The following is a 17,184-nucleotide window of genomic DNA, read 5'->3' on the forward strand; positions in this document are numbered from 1 at the left end:
GGGGCCGGGGGCCCTCAGCTCAGGTGGAACACCGGCCCGCGCGGGGTGAACGGCAGGCTCGCGCCGCGCGGGACGAGGTAGGCGTGCTCGCGGCGCGGGACGCGCAGGACGTCGCAGTCGGTGTCGGTGATGATCAGCAGGGGCGCGGTGGCCGGGAAGTCGGGGGCGCGGGCGAGCAGGTCGACGCCGGGTTGCAGGACGGTGCCGCCCCGGCCGCGGACCCGGACCCGGCCGGCGAGTTCGGCGACCGGCAGGTAGCCCGCGTCGTGGGGCGCGGCGTCGCAGTAGACGACCCGGGCGGCGGGGACGTCGCGGGCGGCCGCGTAGGAGGCGATCGCGCCGAGCGCCTTGCCGAGCAGGGTGCGGTCCATCGAGCCGGAGGTGTCGAGCAGCACGCCGAAGGTGCGGCGCGGGGTCTCCTCGTACGGGTGGTGGCGTCCGGCGCGCGGGATGTCGGGGCTGGCGGACTGGCGGCGGGAGGGGCGGGCGTAGGAGCGCAGCGGTTCGGGGCGGGGGACGTGCTCGTCGAACCAGCGGGCGAGCCGGGCGTCCCAGGGCAGCGGCGGCTGGGCGAGGGCGCGGATCTCCTCGACCAGCCCGGCGGGCAGCAGGCCGCGGTCGCGGACGTGCAGGTCGAAGCCCTGCTGGAGGCCGCGCCGGTAGAAGTCGTCGAGGTCGACGTAGCCGCGGCCGCCCGCGCGGGGCAGCGGTTCGCCGAGGACGTCGCCGAGGCCCTTGCCGCGCAGGGTGGCGAGGCGGCGCAGGCGGCGCTGGTCGCGGGCGATCCGGTCGTAGACCTCCTCGGCGGACAGGCCCTTCAGCTCGGGGTCGTGGAGCAGTCCTTCGGGCATCTCGCCGACGCCCATCTCCAGCAGCCAGCCGTTGATGACGTAGTCGGCGGCGACGTTGAACAGGTACGGGTCGCGGCCGCCGGTCCGGTCGCCGTGGCGGAGGGCGGCGTGCAGCATCTCGTGGGCGAGGACGAAGCGCCACTCCTCGTCGGTGTGGTGGCGCAGCGGGTTGAGGTAGATCTCGCCCGCCTCGGCGTTGACGGCGGCGATCGTGATGCCGTGGGCGCGGGCGAGTTCGGCGTCGGCGACGAGGGTGAGTCCGGCGGCGAGGCCGCCGAGCAGGGGGTAGTGGGCGACGAACCAGCCGAGGGCGCGGTCCCAGGGGCGCTGCGGGAGGCGGGCGCCGTCGAGGGTCTCGCGGCGGCCGGCGGCGACGTCCATGGCGGCGGAGACGGTGCGGGTGAGGGCGTGGGCGAAGGCGAGGGTCCAGTCCTCCGGGTCCTGGCGGGCGGTCCAGGGCGTGAGGTGCTGGTCGGGCCGGTCGCCGCCGGTGCCGCAGGCCCGGTACTCGGGCGGGACGCCGTCGCGGCGCCAGCGGGCGGCGAGTTCCTCCTCGTCGCCGCCGGGCCAGCTGCCGGGCAGGTCGTCGGGGGCGCGGCCGATCGGGAAGGTGTGCAGGAAGCGGTTGACGACGGCGCAGCGGGCGGCGAGGTCGGCGGCGTCGGGCTGGACGCGGGCGCCGCGGGCGGCGGGGAGGTGGCCGAAGCCGAGGTGGAGCAGGGCGTGGGCGAGGGCCCGGGCCCACTCCTCGGGTTCGGCGCGGCGGCGGCGGTTGTGGTGCAGGGTGCCGTGCGAGTCGGCGACGACCCAGCCGGTGGCGGGGTGCAGCGGGCAGTCGTCCTCGTCCCGGACGCACAGCCCGGCGGGGACGGCGTCGAGCGCGGGGTTGCCGTGGACCGCGGCCAGTCCGGCGGTGAACGCGGCCTTGACCGGGTCGGGCTCGGCGGCCTTCTCCGGCCCGGCGGCCCGGCGGCGACCGCTCACCGGCGGGCCTCGACCAGGCGCGGCAGGTCGCGGGCGGCCTCGATCAGGAACCAGGACGGCAGCACGGGGTTGCCGTCGGGGCCGTCGGCGATCACGGTCTGGGCGACCTCGACGGAGATCTCGGCGAGCTGCACCAGCAGCGACTTGGAGCGGTACGCGTGCTGGCGGACGGTCGGCGAGGCGTGCTCCTTGCGGGCGGGCAGCTCCTTGACCAGGCGGCCGCGGAAGGAGTCGGCGAGGTAGTAGAGCAGGTCGCGGTCCTCGACGCGGTGCGGCCAGGAGGCGTCGCCCTTGAGGATCGCGTCCAGCCCGTAGGCGTTGCGGACGATCTTGACGTAGCCGCAGAAGGCGACGGCGTGGGCGGGGGTGAGCAGGCCGTGGGCGATCACCTTCAGGGTGTCCTCGCCGAGGCCGGGGCCGAAGGAGTGCAGCGCGTCGGAGAGCATGTGCCAGGCGCGCGGGGTGGAGAACGGCTCCTCGGTCTTCGGCGGGGCGGACCACAGGTGGTCGGGCCGGTCGGTGAGGTGGTCGAGGACCCACGGGTGGATGCCGTGCCCGGCGGCCCAGCCGAGCCAGTCGTCGGAGCTGGCCCGCAGGTGGACGTGGACCAGGCGGTTGAGCAGCGCGGACGGCATCGGGCGGGCGAGCGCGCCGTCGGTGGCGCGGTTGCCCGCGCCGATCACGATCGAGCCGGGCGGCAGTTCGTAGCTGCCGATCCGGCGGTCGAGGATCAGCGAGTAGAAGGCCTTCTGGACGTCGGGGGTGGCGGCGTTCAGCTCGTCCAGGAACAGGCAGTACGGCTGGTCGCGGGCGATGGTCTCGGGCGGGCAGAACCGGGAGCGGCCCTCGGGGGTGAGCTGCGGGACGCCGATCAGGTCCTCGGGGGCCAGCTGGGTGCCGAGCAGCGAGACGCACTCCAGGCCGAGCGACTCGGCGAACTGGTTGACCAGCGAGGACTTGCCGATGCCGGGCGCGCCCCAGAGGAACACCGGCCGCACGGTGGCGAGGCCGAGCAGCAGTTCGGGGACCTGGGACGGGGACACGGTGACGGCAGACTGCACGACTCTCCCAGGGAGGGTGGGGTTTCGGGGGTCCGGCGGCCAGTGTGAACGGCGCGGCGGGCGGGCGCACCCGGTTTTCCGGGCGGTGGCGACGGCTGTCCACAGGCTGGGGACAACGCTGTGCGCGGCACCCCGCCGGGAACTTTGGACAACTTTCAACATCATGGTTGAAAGTTGAACCAGATCGGCGTACGGTGAACCACGTGAACAAGTTGAAGCCTCAACAAACGGCTTCGACCCCCGTACCGAGGAGAGAAGCCATGGGCATCTTCAACCGCAGCAAGAACACCGCCGCCACCGTCGCCGCCCCGGCCACCGCCGTCCAGGGCCCGGACCTGGCCCACCTGACCGGCGACTACACCATCGACGCCGCCCACTCCAGGATCGGCTTCGCGGTCCGGCACGCGATGGTCACCAACGTCCGCGGCGAGTTCGCCGAGTACGAGGGCAAGCTGCACCTGGACGGCAGCAACCCGGCCGCGTCCACCGCCGAGCTGGTGATCAAGGTCGCCTCGATCAGCACCGGCCAGGCCCAGCGCGACGAGCACCTGCGCACCGGCGACTTCTTCGACGCCGCCGCGCACCCGGAGATCACCTTCAGGTCGACCTCCGCCGAGCGGGTCGACGGCGACACCTACCGCCTGCACGGCGACCTCACCATCAAGGGCACCACCCGCCCGGTCACCCTCGACCTGGAGTTCACCGGCGCGGCCACCGACGTGTACGGCGCCAACCGGGTCGGCTTCGAGGGCGGCACCAGCGTCGACCGCACCGCCTGGGGCCTGACCTACAACGCCGCGCTGGAGACCGGCGGCGTGCTGATCGGCGAGAAGGTCAAGCTGACGCTGGACGTCTCCGCCGTGCGAGCCTCCTGAACCCGCCTGCCCGGGCCGCCCGTTCGGCCTCCCCGGTACCGCCCCCGCCGTCCCCCTCGGCGGGGGCGCCGCCGTTCCCGGGTGCTCAACCGCCGCCCCCGGGCCCTCGGTTGCCGCTCCCCGGCCCTCGGTCGGGCAGCAGCGCCGCGTCCTCGGCCGGTAGCCAGCTGCCCGGCGGACGGATCAACCAGCCCTCGGCGGCGGCGAGTTCGGCCGCGCAGGCGCGCAGCGCGGTCAGCCCCGGGTGGCGGACGCCCGGGCGGTGCACCAGGCCGACCAGGCTGAGCGGCACCGGGTCGACCAGCGGGCGGGCCACCGCGCCGGGGACGCCGTGCGCCCCGGCGGAGGTCAGCACCGGGCTGCCGTGCCGGGACAGGTAGCGGGCGAACTCGGCGGCGCCGACCGGCGGGGTGCGGGCGGGCGCGGCGCTCAGGCCGTGCGCGGCGAGCAGCCGCAGGCCGAGGTCGGTCCACTCGGCGGTGGCGGGCTGCCCGGCCAGCACGTCCACCGGGTGCCCGGCGAGCGCGGCCAGCGGGACGGCGGGCAGCGCGGCCAGCGGGTGCCCCAGCGGCAGGAAGACCGCCATCGGTTCCAGCCGGACCGGCAGGTGCACCAGCCGGGCCCGGTCGGCGGCGGGCAGCCCGGCGTACCGGCCGAACGAGGCGTCCAGCCGGTGGGCGGCCAACTCCCGTGCGGCGGCGGTGAGTCCGCCGCAGTAGCGAGCCAGCAGCTCGGCCTCCGGGCAGTGCCGGCGGGCTGCGGCGAGCACCCGTTCGGCAGCGGAGTCCGGGCCCCAGTCCTGGCTGTTGAGGTCGACCAGCAGCGCCCGGGTCTCGCCGAGCGCGGTGATCTCAGCCTGCAGATCCAGCAGTTGGCGCGCCTTGGGGAGCAGCGCGGCGCCCGCCTCGGTCAACTCGACGCTGCGGGTGGAGCGGTGCAGCAGCACGCAACCCAACTCCCGTTCCAGCGCCTGGACGTCGCGGCTGACCGCCTGCTGGGCCAGGTGCAGGCGCTCGGCGGCGCGGCCGAAGTGCAGGGTCTCGGCGACAGCGGCGAAGCTGCGCAGCAGGCGGGGGTGGAGGTCGCGGGGCACGCCCGAAGATTAACAACAGGAAGCGGTGAATCCGGCGGAGCAGGTGTTGGACGCCCCGCTCCCCCGCCCCCGAGGCTGGAGGCTCTCCCCTCCCCCTCTGGAGCCCCTCCTTGTCGCTGCCGCTCGCCCGCTACCGCCCGGTGTTCGCCGCCCCCGGCACGCTGACCTTCACCCTCTCCGGACTGCTCGGCCGCCTCGCCCTGGCGATGAACGGCGTCTGCGTCGTGGTGCTGGTCGCCGACCGGCGCGGCTCGTACGCGCTGGCCGGGGCGGTCTCCGCGGTCGGGGTGCTGGCGGGCGCGGCCCTGCTGCCACCGCTGGGGCGGCTGGTCGACCGCCGCGGGCAGGCCCGGGTCGCGGTGCCCGCGGTGCTGGCCGCCGCGCTGCCGACGGCGGCCCTGCTGCTGTGCGTGCGCTCCGGCGCGCCCGCCTGGACGCTCTTCCTGTGCTGGGCGCTCTCCGGCAGCAGCCCCGACCTGGGCGGCATGGCCCGGGCCCGCTGGGCGCACCTGCACCGCGCCGACCCGGCCGTGCTGCACCGGGCCAACGCGCTGGAGCAGTCGCTGGACGAACTGTGCTTCATGGCCGGCCCGGTGCTCGGCATGGCCCTGTGCACCGCCGTCGCCCCCGAGGCCGGGCTGCTCACCGCCCGGGCGCTGGGCACCGCGGGCACCCTGCTGTTCGCCGCGCAGCGCGCCACCGAGCCGCCCACGGCCGCCCAACGACCGTCCCGCGCGAGGGGGTTGCTCCGGACGCCGGGCCTGCCGCCACTGCTCGCGGTGTTCCTGGCCGCCGGGGTGCTGTTCGGGTCGCTGGAGGTGACCACGCTCGCGTACACCGACGCGCTCGGCCGGCAGTCGGCCGGGGGCGCGCTGCTGGCCCTGGTGGCGGCCGGGTCCTGCGTCTCGGGGCTGGTGTTCGGCGCCGTCCGGCCGCGCCGACCGGCGGCGGTGCGGCTGGCGCTGGGCACCGGCGCGATGGCCGCCCTGATGCTGCTGCCGCTGGCGGCGGGCCTGGCCGGGGCGGGCGTCCCGCTGCTGGGCGCGGCGCTGCTGGCGGCCGGGTCGGGCACCGCGCCGACCATGGTCAGCGGCATGACGCTGGCCCAACGACTGCTGCCCGCGGGCCGGTTGACCGAGGGGATGGCGCTGGCGGTCTCGGCCATCCTGGTCGGCATCTCGACCGGGGCGACCCTCGGCGGCGCCCTCGCCCAGCACACCGCCCCCGGCACCGGCTACCTGCTGCCCTCCGCCGCCGCCCTGCTCGCCCTGCTCGCGGCCACCCGCCTCGCCCGGCGGACGTGACCGACCACTCCGCGCCGCGCCACGCCCCGACCGGGCGGGGCGGGTCAGCGCCAGCCGTACCCGTACTCGGGCAGCTGCGTCCCGTCCGGGAAGTGCGCGGTGCCGCGGCCCAGGCGGCGGGCGCCGTGCCGCTCGTAGAAGGCGATCGCGCGCCGGTTGGCGGCCAGCACGTCCAGCCGGACGGGCGCCCGCGGGTAGCGGGCCAGCGCGGCGCGCAGCAGGTGGGTGCCGATGCCGCCGCCGGTGCGGTCGGGGCGCACGTGCAACTGCTCCAGCCGGACTTCGCCGCCGTCCGGCACGAGGTAGGCGAAGCCGAGCGCGGAGCCGCCCGGGCCGCCCTCGGCCAGCAGCAGGACGGGCGTGTCGGCGGGCGTCCCGTAGTCGGCCTCCAGCCGCAGCGTCCAGAGCAGTTCCTGGTCGGCGGCCTCCGCGTCCAGCGCCCACTGCGGCACCAGCCCGGCGCACGCGCTGCGGCGGCCCGCGGTGTGCAGCCGGGCGACGGCGGCGGCGTCCGCGGCGCCGCCCTCGCGCAGGGCGGGCGGCGGCGCGGGCGGCGGCGGGGTGCGGTCGGTGGCGGGCATCCGACCAGCCTGCCACACCCCCCTTCCCCGGCCTTTCCGCGCCGAGGGGTTGAGCGTGCCCGAACCGTGCCCTAGAGTCGTCCCCACGGATTTCTGAACATGTTCGAAACTCCGCCTCCGGATGTCGCCCCCGGCCCGCCGGACGGACGGCTCGGCGCGCCCGACCGACCCGGTGCCGGGGGGCACCGGGCACGGCTCCGGCTTCCGATTCGCCCTCCCGGTCCGGAGTTGTCCCGGTCCGGGCTAGGCTCGGGCCCGTAGGCGACCGTGACGGAAGCGAATCAGGCGGGGCAGGTGTCAGGGAACGGCCAGGAGCAGGCTCAGCAGCGCCCGGTGGGATCCGGCGACGCGGGGAGCGGGAGCGACAGGGACGGGCAGGCCACCGGCCTGCCCGCGTCCGGCGAGCTGGCGGGCGGGCGGGCCCAGCCGAAGACCGACAAGAGCGAGGCCACCCGCGCGCTGATCCTGGAGACCGCGATGCGGCTGTTCCAGGAGCGCGGCTACGAGAAGACCACCATGCGGGCGATCGCCACCGAGGCGGGCGTCTCGGTCGGCAGCGCGTACTACTACTTCGCGGCCAAGGAGTTCCTGATCCAGGGCTTCTACGACCGGATGACGTACGACCACGCCGCCGACGCCAAGGCCCGGATGGCGCACACCCGGGACTTCGCCGAGCGCCTCCAGATCGCGATCGAGTCCTGGATCGACACCGCCGCGCCGTACCACGAGTTCTCCGCCCAGTTCTTCCGCACCGCGGCCGACCCGACCAGCTCGCTCAGCCCGTTCTCCAACGAGTCCCACCCCGCCCGCGCCACCGCCGTCGAGCTCTTCCGCGACGTGCTGCAGGGCTCCGAGCTCGCCCCGAAGCTGGACGCCGAACTGGTCGAGCTGCTGCCCGACGTGCTCTGGCTGCACCTGATGGTCGTCGTCCTCTACTGGGTCTTCGACCGCACCCCCGACACCGAGCGCACCCGCGAGTTCGTCCGCCGCTCCACCCCGCTGGTGGCCCGGCTGATCAACCTCTCCCGCTACCGGGTCTTCCGCCCCCTGGTCCGCGACGCCAAGGGCCTGATCCAGGACTTCGTGCTGCCCAGCATCGGCAAGGGCATCGTCAAGTGACACCCGGCCGGGCGGCCGACCGCACCGCCCGGCACCGGTGTGAGGGTCGTGCCCCGGAAGCGGCCGGAGCGGCCTCGGGCGGGGGCGCGGACGGCGGACGAGGACACCCGCTGACGGGGCGTCGGCGGGCCCGGCCCCGGCGTGGTGGCGCACCCCGGCGAGGACGGGCAACGGTCGCTGTGGAGCCGTGAGTTGACGTGCCATGAGGCTCTCCCCGTGCGGATCCGGTGAACGGTCCGCCTGAACAGAGGAGCGAGCCGGACGCCGCACTCCCCCCACGCCCCGTGACGTGCGTCACGGCCGTCACGGTCGTCGCGGGAGTCCGACCGGGACGGGACGGGGCGCCGTGCGGACGGCGGCGATCCGGACGGCGGGGCCGTGGACCACCGGCAGCCTGGGCATGATCGTGCGGCGCAGCGCGTGCAGGGAGAGCGGATGCCGGGACCGGGAGCACACCGGCAGGGTGTTCGGCGGCCGGACGGGCGGCGGCGGCACCGGAGCACCGGCGGCGCCCGCCCGGTGGCGGCCCCGGGGCGCGCCGCTTCCGACGCGGTGGCCGGAGAGGTACCGGACGAACCCGAGGACGACGAGGAGTACGGGGACGGTCACGCAGGGTGCCGCCCAGGCGCTAAGCTGGAACACGTCGGAGCCCCTTGAGCTTGCAGGGTTCGGGAAGTCGCTCCGACGCGGCCCCGGGGGTGTTGCTTCACCCACCGGGGCACTTCTCTGCTGTCGCGGGCGACTCGAATGACCCGAACGCTATGCAGGGGCGGCCCGGCTGTCGATCCGTCGGTTTCGAACGGCAACGCCCGCCCGGAACTCGCGTTCACCCCTCCGGGTGGTCACGACCGCCCATGACGCCCCAGCTCACCCGCAGTACGCCAGAGTTGCGCCCGCGCCGCGCCAACTCCACGCCACCGCAAGGATGTTCGACACCCGCAAAGGTGAACTCGGCACACTCCAGGTTGACACCGCCCGCCTGCTCGACTCCCCCCGCCCCGCAGGGCACGGACGGGTCAGAAGCTGTCCGGGTTCCAGGGCGCGCGGGCGGTGCGCAGCAGGGCGTCGGCGCGGGCGGCCGCGCCCGGGGTCAGCTCGGTGAGCAGGGCCGCGTCGGCGAGGGCCGCCGCGCTGCCGCCGCCCAGGTAGAGGCCGCCGAGCCGGGAGACGTCGAGCGCGAGGTCGGCCGGATCGTCGGTGGGGACGATCCGGCCGGTGCCGTCGGCGGCGGCCTCCAGGGCCCAGCGCCCGGCCGTCCAGCCCGCGCGGTCGGCGACGTCCAGCACCAGGCGGCCGGGGGTCTCGTAGCGGCGGGCGGCGAACGCGGCGGGCAGGTCGAGCAGCCGCAGCCAGGTGAAGTCGGCGTTCTCCTCGTGCGGCTTGGCGCCGCGCGGGTCTCCGAGCAGCAGCGGCAGCGGGTCGCCGGGGCCGAGGTACGGGGCGACGACGTGGCGCACCCAGTCGACGGAGAAGGCGAACGCCCAGAGCGCGTTGGCGGTCTCCCGGTCGAGCGCGAGGAAGTCCCGGACGGTCAGCGGGCAGTCCGGGTAGGAGCCGTCCCACTTGTCGTCGACGGTGTAGTTGACCATGCCGGTGAGGGTGCCGTCGGCGGTGCGGTGGAAGGCGGTGAAGCCCTGCTTCCAGTCGAAGCCGGGCAGGTCGATCTCGCCCGACCGCAGCCGCCACCAGGCCTCGGGCCGGCCGATCGCGCCGGGCTGGGTGGGGCGCCAGCGCTCGTGCAGTTCGGGCCCGAGCTTGCGGAACTCCTCCAGGGTGGCGAAGTCGATCCGGTGGCCCTCGTGCACGGGCAGCCCGGCCCGGATGCCGCCGGAACGCAGCACGTCCACCCGCCAACCGGCCAGCGGGGCGGCCGAGCCGAAGCCGAAGCGGCCGTAGATGTTGTGCTCGGCGGCGATCAGGATCGCGGCCGCCGCGCCGCGCTCGCGGGCCGCGGTCAGGTCCTGCCGCATCATGCCGCTGAGCAGGCCGCGCCGCCGGTGGGTCGCGTTGACGGTGACGCCGGTGATCGCGTCGACCGGCAGTTGCACCCCGCCGGGCACGGTCAGTTCGGTGTCGAAGCTGCGGAAGGTCGCCACGCAGCGCGGCCGCCCGTCGGCCGCCGGACCGTCGTGGTCGAAGGCGCCCAGCATCCGCCCCGGCTCGTACAGCAGCTCCCGCCACTCCGTCGCCGGGGCGACGTGCGGGCGCATGAACCCGAGCGCGATCGCCCGGTCCCAGTCGGCCAGTTCCTCATGGGTGATCGGCCGGATCTCGATGCCCCGGTGGGGGCCCTGCTGCGCGTCGTTGCCCATCGAGCCACCGTACGACGGCCTCCCGGCCCCGGCATCCGGTTTTTCCCGCCGCCCTGGCTGCCGGGCAACGCGTGCGGCCGGGCGACTGCCGGGCTGCGGATCCGCTGAGACGCCGGGAGCGGCGGAACGCTTGTCGCCACCGCCGAGGACGCCGGATGATCGGCTCATGCCCATGAGCCGAGGCGCCTTCGACGACGTCCCCTGCGCGGACTCTTCCCCCTCCTGCCCGCTGCTGCCGCCGAGTCGCTCCGGTGCACGGCTCGCACCATTGACGCGGCTCGGCCCGGGGCCTCCGCGGCGCAGTGGGAGTGGGAGCCGGCGCATGCGGTTTTCACCGGGCCGGAGTCCCGGACACGGGTGATCCTCCTCCTCGACATCGTTCAGGAGCAGGAGGGCAGTGACTGGTTGGAGTTCCAGCTCCAGGTGGGTTGGACGGCGCAGGGTCGGCACGAGCTGACCGCCGCGGTCAACGTGGGCTGCTGGTGCGAGACCGACCACGGCACCCATGACGTCGATGTCCTCGGCCTCGTCATCGGTGACGGCATCTCGCTGCCCCGGGCCTTCGAAGCGGGTGCCGAGCGCATGACGGGGTGGCTGGCCGACCCTCGCGATGCAGACTTCTGGCGAGCCCGGGCCGACTTGCCGGCCCGCATCCAGAGCCGGGAGCTGACCGGTACCTCCGTACGGCCTGGTCGTCCGACGCTTCGTCCATGACGGCGGCTTTTCACGGGACGGTACGTCGGCTCGAAGATTCGCTCCGCACCTCCGGCCGGGGTGAGTCGGTAGCAGGTACGGCGGCGTCCGGGGCCGCGCCCCGGGGCGGCCCCGGGGACTCCACCGGACTCGGAACCGCTCACCCGGCGGGCGCCGGTCAGGGGCGGGCGTAGAAGTCCGGGCGGCCCATGATCCAGAGGCTGGCCTGCTTGATGGCGGTACCGGGGCGGGGGGCCTCGATCATCTGGTCGTCGCCGAGGTAGATGGCGACGTGGTAGATGTCGGCGGCGCGGCCGGTCTTGGTCCAGAACACCAGGTCGCCGGGGCGGAGTTGGGCGTAGCTGACCGGGGTGGACTCGGCGTACTGGTCGGCGGCGAAGTGGGTGAGGCGCTTGCCGCCGAGGCGCCAGGCCATCATGGTCAGGCCGGAGCAGTCGTAGCCCTGCGGGCCCTCGCCGCCCCAGATGTAGGGCAGGCCGATGACGGAGCGGGCGAAGGCGAGGGCGGCCGCGGAGCCGCCCGCCGACCAGGCGCTCTCGCGCTGCGGGGCGGGGTGGTGGCGGGCGGCGTTGGCCTGGGCGGCCGCGGCGGCCGCCTCGGCCTCGGCCTGGGCGCGGCGGGCGGCCTCCTCGGCCTCGCGGGCGGCGATGGCGTCGAGCGCCTCCTGGCGTTGGCGTTCGAGCTCGACGGTGGTGTGGCGGGCGGTGGCGAGTTCGGCGAGCAGGGTCTCCCGGCGGGCGGTGGTCTCGGCGACCCGGGCCTGCTGGTCGGCGACGTGCTGCTGGGCGCGTTCCTTGGCGTCGCGGACCGTCCCGGCGGCGGCGCGGGCGGCGGCCTCGGCGCTGCGGGCCTCGTCGGCGGCGCGGGCGGCGGCCCGCGCGGTGGCGGTGGCGTCGTCGAGGATCTGCCGGGTCCGGGCGCCCGCGGTGCCGACGGCGGCGGCCCGGTCGGAGAGCGAGGCGGTGCCGTGCGGGTCCAACAGGGCGTTGATGGCCGAGAGTTGGGGCGAGGCGCCCTGCCGGTAGATCTCGGCGAGCAGCCCGGCGGCCCGGTCGGCGGCTTCGGCCCGGGCGGTCTCGGCGGCAGCCGAGCGCTCGGCGGCGGACCGGGCGGCCTGTTCGGCGCGGTCGAGCCGGACGAGTGCGCCGTTGTACGCCTCGACGGCCTGTTCGGCCGCCTGCCCGGCCCGGTCGAGTTCGCCCCGGGCGGCGGCCAGCAGGGCTTCGAGGGCGGTGGCGTCGGCGGCCTTGGCGTCGGCGTCGGCGTGGGCGCGGGCGACGTCCTCCGCGGAGGGGAAGTCGGGCTCCGGGTCGTCGGCGGGCCGGGCCGGGACGAAGGCGGTCGCGGCGAAGGCGGCCGGGGCGAAGGCGGTCGGGGCGCTCGCCGCCGGGGCGCTCGCCGCGGGCAGCAGGGCGAGCAGGGAGGCGGTGGCGAGGAGGAGGGTGGGGAGGAGCCTGCGCGGCATGACGGGTCCTCTCTCGGCGGCGGGCCGCGGTCTCTGACGATCAGCCAGATATCCCATGACGTGACGATCCGGTCACGCACCGCAAGATTCTCAGACCGGCCGGTGACCCGGTGCCATCGCCATACGGCCGCACGAGTGAGATGTCGGATTGTCTGAACGGGCAGGCGCGCCGAACGATCAGGACGCCCGCGAACCTCACCGACCCGCCCCCGCACCGCCCCCGCTTTCAACCGCCCTTCAACGCCGCCCCGCGGACCGCCCCGGCCCGGTCGCGGTGGTCCGGGTCCGCCCGGCCCGCACCGTCCGGCGGCGGCGCTGCGCCCGGGCCCGCCGGGCCGGGTCCCCGCCCGCGCCGTCCCCGCCCTGCGCACCGTCCGGGCCGTGCGTCCCGTACCCGCCCGGCCCGTACCCGCCGTGCGCCCCGTGGCCGCGGTCGGCGGCCGCGGCGCCCCGCCCCGGGCGGCGGCGGTGGGCGAGGGCCCGGGCGGCCATCCGCTCGGCGACCGCGTGGGCCTTCGGGTGCCCGGCCGGAACCTTGTCGGGCGCCCCGGCGATCAGGTCGAACAGCCAGGTGCGGGCCCGGTCCGTCCGCGCGTGCAGCCGCCGTTCGCGCCGGTTCGCGCGCGCCATCCGCCGGGGGCGGCGGGTGTAGCGCCAGCGCGCCCAGGGGCTGGCGGGGCGGGCCAGCCGGATCGCGCCGATCCAGGACAGGCCGGGCACCATGATGCCGAGCAGGCCCGTCCAGACCTTGCCCTTGAGCAGCGCGACCAGGCAGACCAGCGCGTTGACCCCGATCACCGCGACCAGCCCCCAGCGGGTGTCCTGGCCGGGGACGACGCCGAGCGGCACGTAGCCGGTGAGCAGCAGCGCGGTGAGCAGGATGCCGAGGATCACCGCGTCCACCGACTTGCGGCCCTGCTCGCTCCAGTAGACGTCGTCCAGGTGCAGGATCAGCGCGAACTCGTCCAGCACCAGCCCGCAGCCGATGCCGAAGGACAGGCCGAACCAGTCGATCCAGGGGTGGCCGCCGTCGGTGGCGAAGGTGCCGATGCCGCCGATCAGCAGGAAGCCGAGGCCGAACACCATGTGGTGGATGTGCAGGCCGCCGGGGGTGATGTTGCCCGGCCACCAGCGGACCTGGGCGCGGATCATCCGGGTGCTGAACCGGATGAACGCGAAGGAGGTGATGAACCCGACCAGCAGCAGGAACAGCGGCTGCTTGTGGGCGTCCACGATGTGGTGGCGGTAGCCGTCCAGCAGTGCACTGATCATCGGGTGGTGCCTCTATCCGACAGGGGGGGCTTGCTCAGAAACCGCGGGTGCGCTTCGCCGCCCGGCGCGGGATCAGCACGTGCGGGGTGTCGCGCTCGCTGGCGCCGGGGTTCTTCAGGAACAGCCGGGCCACCTCGCCGCCGAGGTTCACGCCGATGGCCAGCGCCAGCGCCAGCGCGACCGCCCGGGAGGCGGAGACCAGCCCGGACGCGGGGTGGCCCTGGGCGAAGGCCAGCATGCCGAGGTACAGCGCCGAACCGGGCATCAGCGGCCCGATCGCCGCGGTCACGTACGGCAGCGCGGAGGCCGCCCGGTAGCGGGCCAGCAACTGCCCGAACAGGCCGACCAGGCCCGCCGCGACGCCGGTGGCGACGATCGGCGAGATGTCCGCGTTGTGGGTCAGCACGCCGTACGTGGACCAGCCGATCGCCGCGTTTATCACCACCATCGGCAGCGAGTGCCGGTCGGTCTGCAGCAGCATCGCGAAGGCCAGCGCCAGCACCATCGCGGCGACCAGTTGGACGGGCGGGTTGGTGCTGCCGCCCAGGCTCTCGTCCGGCCGCAGCCTGGCGTTGTAGTTGACGCCGACGTACAGCACCAGCATCACGCCGATGACGATGCCCGCGATCAGGTACACCACCTCCAGCAGCCGGGCCGCGGCGGTGATGTAGAAGCCGGTCAGGCCGTCCTGGACGGCGGCGACCATGGCCCGGCCGGGCAGCAGCGCGAACAGCCCACCGGTGATCACCACCGAGCCGCGCAGGTGCAGTTCGTTGAAGGACAGCAGGATGCCGCAGAGCGCGGCGGGCATCGCGGCGATCACGAACTGGTAGAACTCGGGCAGCCCGCGGCGGGCGATCGCCGAGGCCAGCCGGTCGCCCACCACGGCGGTGGTGAACGCGGAGACGAACACCAGCCAGGCCGTGGAGTCGACCTGCCCGCCGACCAGGAAGGACGCCGCCCCGGCCAGCAGCCCGGTGGCCAGCGCCATCAGCCACGCCGGGTACGGGTGCCGGTTGCGGCGGATCCCGGCCAGCCGCCGGTACGCGTCGTTGACGGTGACCTGCTCGGCGGTGATGTCGGCGACCAGCTCGTACACGGCGGCCAGCCGGGTGTAGTCGGAGGTGCGGCGGCGCACCACCCGGTCCGCGGTGACCGGCGGGTCGATCAGCGAGGGCTGGTGCGAGATCGAGATCAGCGTGAAGGTGACCTGCGGTTCGCAGTGGTCGAGCCGGTACGCGTGGGCGATGCCGAGCATCGCGGCCTCCACGTCCTCGGCGGCCTCGCCGCTGGCGAGCAGCAGCTCGCCGATCCGCAGCGACAGGTCGAGCACCCGCGGCACGTTGCGCTGGGCCTGCGCCCCGGCGGAGGGGTGCAGTTCGCGCGGGGTGCGCTCGAAGGCGGGGCGCTCGGCCATCGGCGTCCGCAGCAGGGTGCGCATCCGGTCCGGCCAGGGGGCGTCGCCGGGGGCGCCCTTGTGCAGCTCGGCCAGGTCGATGCCGCGGGACGGGGTGTAGCCCGCCGCGTTCCACTCCTCGGGCGTCAGGGTGTCCTGGTACAGCGCGCCGCGGCGGCCCCGGGCGGCCTCGGCGGGCTCCGGCGCCGGGTGGTGGCCGAGCAGGCCCTCGGTCTGCGCCGGCTGCGGCGCGTGCGGCACGCTGACGGCCCGTTCGATCGGCGGCGCGTCCGGCCCGAGCAGCCCCTCGGTGGGCGGCGCTTCCTGCGCCGGCGCGCCCTCCGGCTCCCGATCGGACACGGTGCTCCTTCGCCTCCCCGGCCGCCCGCCCGGTCGGGGCGGCCTCCTGGCCTCCACCTTGCCCGATCGGCGGCGCGGGTGCGAACAGCGCCCGACGTGGGCCGCGCCACCCGGGGCACCCGGCCTCCCCTCCCACCCGGAAGGCCATGAATCGGACACAATGACCGGCTATGAGCGAGCAGCGGACGACGGCCGACGACGCCGACGGCCCCGGGGACGGGGGCAGCGAGAGCGTCACCACGGTGATCGTGGCGGGCCTGTGCAACCTCGGCATCGCCCTCGCCAAGGCCGTGGCGGGCGCGATCAGCGGCTCCAGCGCGATGCTCTCCGAGGCCGCGCACTCCTTCGCCGACACCGTCACCGAGGTGCTGCTCTTCCTCTCCCTCAAGCGCAGCACCCGCCCCGCCGACGACGCGCACCCGCTCGGCCACGGCCGCGAACGCTACCTGTGGGCGCTGCTCGCCTCCTTCGCGACCTTCGTCGGCGGCGCGGTGTTCTCCGTCCACGACGGCGTCCACACCCTGCGGCACGGCGAGGAGCTGGGCAGCCCGGCCCTCTCGTACCTGATCCTCGCCGTCGCCTTCGTCCTGGAGTCCGTCTCGCTGGCCCGGACGGTCCGTCAGCTGCGCGGCACGACCCGGCGGCTGCGGGTCGGCGGCTACCGCTACCTGCGCCACACCTCCGACACCACCGTGAAGGCCGTCTTCCTGGAGGACTCCGCCGCCCTGGTCGGCCTGCTGCTGGCCTTCGGCGGCCTGCTCGGCGCCCAGCTCACCGGCGACGCGCTCTGGGACGGCCTGGCCTCCGTCCTGATCGGCGCGCTGCTCGCCTGGGTCGCCTACGTGCTGGCCCGCGACAACGCCTCGCTGCTGATCGGCCGCGCCCTGCCCGAACGCTACGAACGCGTGATCGCCGAGACCCTCACCGCCCAGCCCCGGGTGGTCCGCGTCCTCGACCTGGTCACCAGCGTGTACGGCCCCGACGACGTCCTGGTCGCCGCCAAGGTCGACTTCGCCGACCTGGCCACCGCCGCCGAGATCGAGACCGCCTGCGACCGGGCCGAACGCGCCGTCCGACAGGCCGTCCCCGCCGTCACCCGGGTCTACCTCGACCCGACTCCGCCCCGGCGCTGATGCTCACAGAGCAGCGGTGTCCAGGACAAGGCCGAACGGCTCCGGAAGCTGGATCGGCGTGCCGAACGGGTGCGGGCCGTCCACCACGGCGTAGCCGAGGTCGTGGGGCTCGGAGAACAGGGTGCACTCACGACCCTGCCGATCGACCAGCAGGTAGAGCGGGGCACCGTACTGCGCGTAGCGCTTGCGCTTGGTGACGCGGTCAGTATCGCCGTTGGATTCGGAGGTGACCTCAACGACCAGCAGGGTTTGATCGGGAGTGAGCGCGGCGGCGCCGAGCGCCAGATCCTCGGGAACAACGGCGATGTCGGCCAGGTACCAGTTCGGGGAGCCCGGTAGGTCAAGGTTGCCGGAACCGCTGACACAGCCGAGTTCGTCGATCCGGACGTCGAGCTGGCGGCGGATCCGCGCCACGACGCGCTCGTGGTCCCACATCGGTGACACCAGGACGATCCGCCCCTCGATGACCTGGGCCCACCGGTGGTCGATGAGCTGCACGGCGTACTTCAGCGCTGCCTCGTGGTCCACATCGCCGTAAGCGATCTGCTGTGCACTCATGCCGGGCTCCCTCGCTCGCCTGCGGCACCCGTCCCGGGCGGGCCGTACCCCACCACCGTACCCGGCCCGAAGGACGGCGAGCTCGTCTTCCGAACCGGCGGGCCGG

The 17,184-nt window shown here is 75.2% G+C and carries 15 protein-coding genes; 5 read left to right on the forward strand and 10 right to left on the reverse strand.

The annotated features are described in order from the left end of the window. Positions 1-14 precede the first annotated feature (14 nt). Together ACFY00_RS33355 and ACFY00_RS33360 are read right to left on the reverse strand one after the other, a co-directional pair. On the reverse strand, positions 15-1,835 hold the full coding sequence (locus ACFY00_RS33355) for a hypothetical protein (RefSeq protein WP_388036702.1): 1,821 nt from the start codon (positions 1,833-1,835) through the stop codon (positions 15-17). Further along, positions 1,832-2,896: an ATP-binding protein gene (locus tag ACFY00_RS33360; RefSeq protein ID WP_388036705.1), complete on the reverse strand. Its 1,065-nt coding sequence runs from the start codon at positions 2,894-2,896 to the stop codon at positions 1,832-1,834. The genes ACFY00_RS33355 and ACFY00_RS33360 overlap by 4 nt, the downstream gene beginning before the upstream one ends. Positions 2,897-3,156: 260 nt before the next feature. On the opposite strand from ACFY00_RS33360, the gene ACFY00_RS33365 reads away from it, so the two are divergent. After that, positions 3,157-3,771, forward strand: a complete 615-nt coding sequence (locus tag ACFY00_RS33365; RefSeq protein ID WP_388036708.1) for a YceI family protein — start codon at positions 3,157-3,159, stop codon at positions 3,769-3,771. An 85-nt stretch (positions 3,772-3,856) separates the two neighbouring features. Here the strand turns inward: ACFY00_RS33365 and ACFY00_RS33370 are convergent, their stop codons facing one another. Then, positions 3,857-4,864, reverse strand: a complete 1,008-nt coding sequence (locus tag ACFY00_RS33370) for a LysR family transcriptional regulator (RefSeq protein ID WP_388036711.1) — start codon at positions 4,862-4,864, stop codon at positions 3,857-3,859. Between the two features lie 110 nt (positions 4,865-4,974). On the opposite strand from ACFY00_RS33370, the gene ACFY00_RS33375 reads away from it, so the two are divergent. Further along, positions 4,975-6,168, forward strand: coding sequence for an MFS transporter (locus ACFY00_RS33375; protein ID WP_388036713.1), 1,194 nt, complete (start codon positions 4,975-4,977; stop codon positions 6,166-6,168). Positions 6,169-6,212: 44 nt separating this feature from the next. Here ACFY00_RS33375 and ACFY00_RS33380 read toward each other — a convergent pair whose 3' ends face one another. Next, a complete protein-coding gene (locus tag ACFY00_RS33380) occupies positions 6,213-6,749 on the reverse strand; it encodes a GNAT family N-acetyltransferase (RefSeq protein WP_388036716.1) in 537 nt (178 codons plus the stop codon). 294 nt (positions 6,750-7,043) lie between these two features. Between ACFY00_RS33380 and ACFY00_RS33385 the strand changes: the two genes are divergently transcribed. Then, positions 7,044-7,868, forward strand: coding sequence for a TetR family transcriptional regulator (locus ACFY00_RS33385; protein ID WP_388036719.1), 825 nt, complete (start codon positions 7,044-7,046; stop codon positions 7,866-7,868). Positions 7,869-8,171: 303 nt separating this feature from the next. Here ACFY00_RS33385 and ACFY00_RS33390 read toward each other — a convergent pair whose 3' ends face one another. Then, on the reverse strand, positions 8,172-8,510 hold the full coding sequence (locus ACFY00_RS33390) for a hypothetical protein (protein WP_388036721.1): 339 nt from the start codon (positions 8,508-8,510) through the stop codon (positions 8,172-8,174). Positions 8,511-8,884: 374 nt separating this feature from the next. Beyond that, complete coding sequence (locus tag ACFY00_RS33395) at positions 8,885-10,180, reverse strand: GNAT family N-acetyltransferase (RefSeq protein ID WP_388036724.1); 1,296 nt, start codon at positions 10,178-10,180, stop codon at positions 8,885-8,887. A 357-nt stretch (positions 10,181-10,537) separates the two neighbouring features. On the opposite strand from ACFY00_RS33395, the gene ACFY00_RS33400 reads away from it, so the two are divergent. Continuing rightward, positions 10,538-10,894 carry a hypothetical protein gene (locus ACFY00_RS33400; protein ID WP_388036727.1) on the forward strand — a complete coding sequence of 119 codons (357 nt, stop codon included), beginning with the start codon at positions 10,538-10,540 and terminating at the stop codon, positions 10,892-10,894. A gap of 157 nt (positions 10,895-11,051) precedes the next feature. Here ACFY00_RS33400 and ACFY00_RS33405 read toward each other — a convergent pair whose 3' ends face one another. The 3 genes from ACFY00_RS33405 to ACFY00_RS33415 all read right to left on the reverse strand — a co-directional run bounded on the left by ACFY00_RS33405 (position 11,052) and on the right by ACFY00_RS33415 (position 15,387). Continuing rightward, positions 11,052-12,359 (reverse strand): C40 family peptidase, encoded by a 1,308-nt coding sequence (locus ACFY00_RS33405; protein ID WP_388036730.1) that lies wholly within the window; start codon positions 12,357-12,359, stop codon positions 11,052-11,054. A 237-nt stretch (positions 12,360-12,596) separates the two neighbouring features. Then, positions 12,597-13,631, reverse strand: a complete 1,035-nt coding sequence (locus ACFY00_RS33410; RefSeq protein ID WP_388036733.1) for a hypothetical protein — start codon at positions 13,629-13,631, stop codon at positions 12,597-12,599. A gap of 34 nt (positions 13,632-13,665) precedes the next feature. Beyond that, entirely contained in the window at positions 13,666-15,387 is a 1,722-nt protein-coding gene (locus ACFY00_RS33415; protein ID WP_388036736.1) for a threonine/serine exporter ThrE family protein, read from the reverse strand. 170 nt (positions 15,388-15,557) lie between these two features. Between ACFY00_RS33415 and ACFY00_RS33420 the strand changes: the two genes are divergently transcribed. Further along, entirely contained in the window at positions 15,558-16,520 is a 963-nt protein-coding gene (locus ACFY00_RS33420) for a cation diffusion facilitator family transporter (RefSeq protein WP_388036739.1), read from the forward strand. A 3-nt stretch (positions 16,521-16,523) separates the two neighbouring features. Here ACFY00_RS33420 and ACFY00_RS33425 read toward each other — a convergent pair whose 3' ends face one another. Beyond that, positions 16,524-17,078, reverse strand: a complete 555-nt coding sequence (locus ACFY00_RS33425; RefSeq protein ID WP_388036742.1) for a Uma2 family endonuclease — start codon at positions 17,076-17,078, stop codon at positions 16,524-16,526. Positions 17,079-17,184 lie beyond the last annotated feature (106 nt).

Origin of the sequence: Kitasatospora sp. NPDC001540 (genome assembly GCF_042894345.1) — a bacterium.
In the GTDB taxonomy this organism is placed as follows: domain Bacteria; phylum Actinomycetota; class Actinomycetes; order Streptomycetales; family Streptomycetaceae; genus Kitasatospora; species Kitasatospora phosalacinea_C.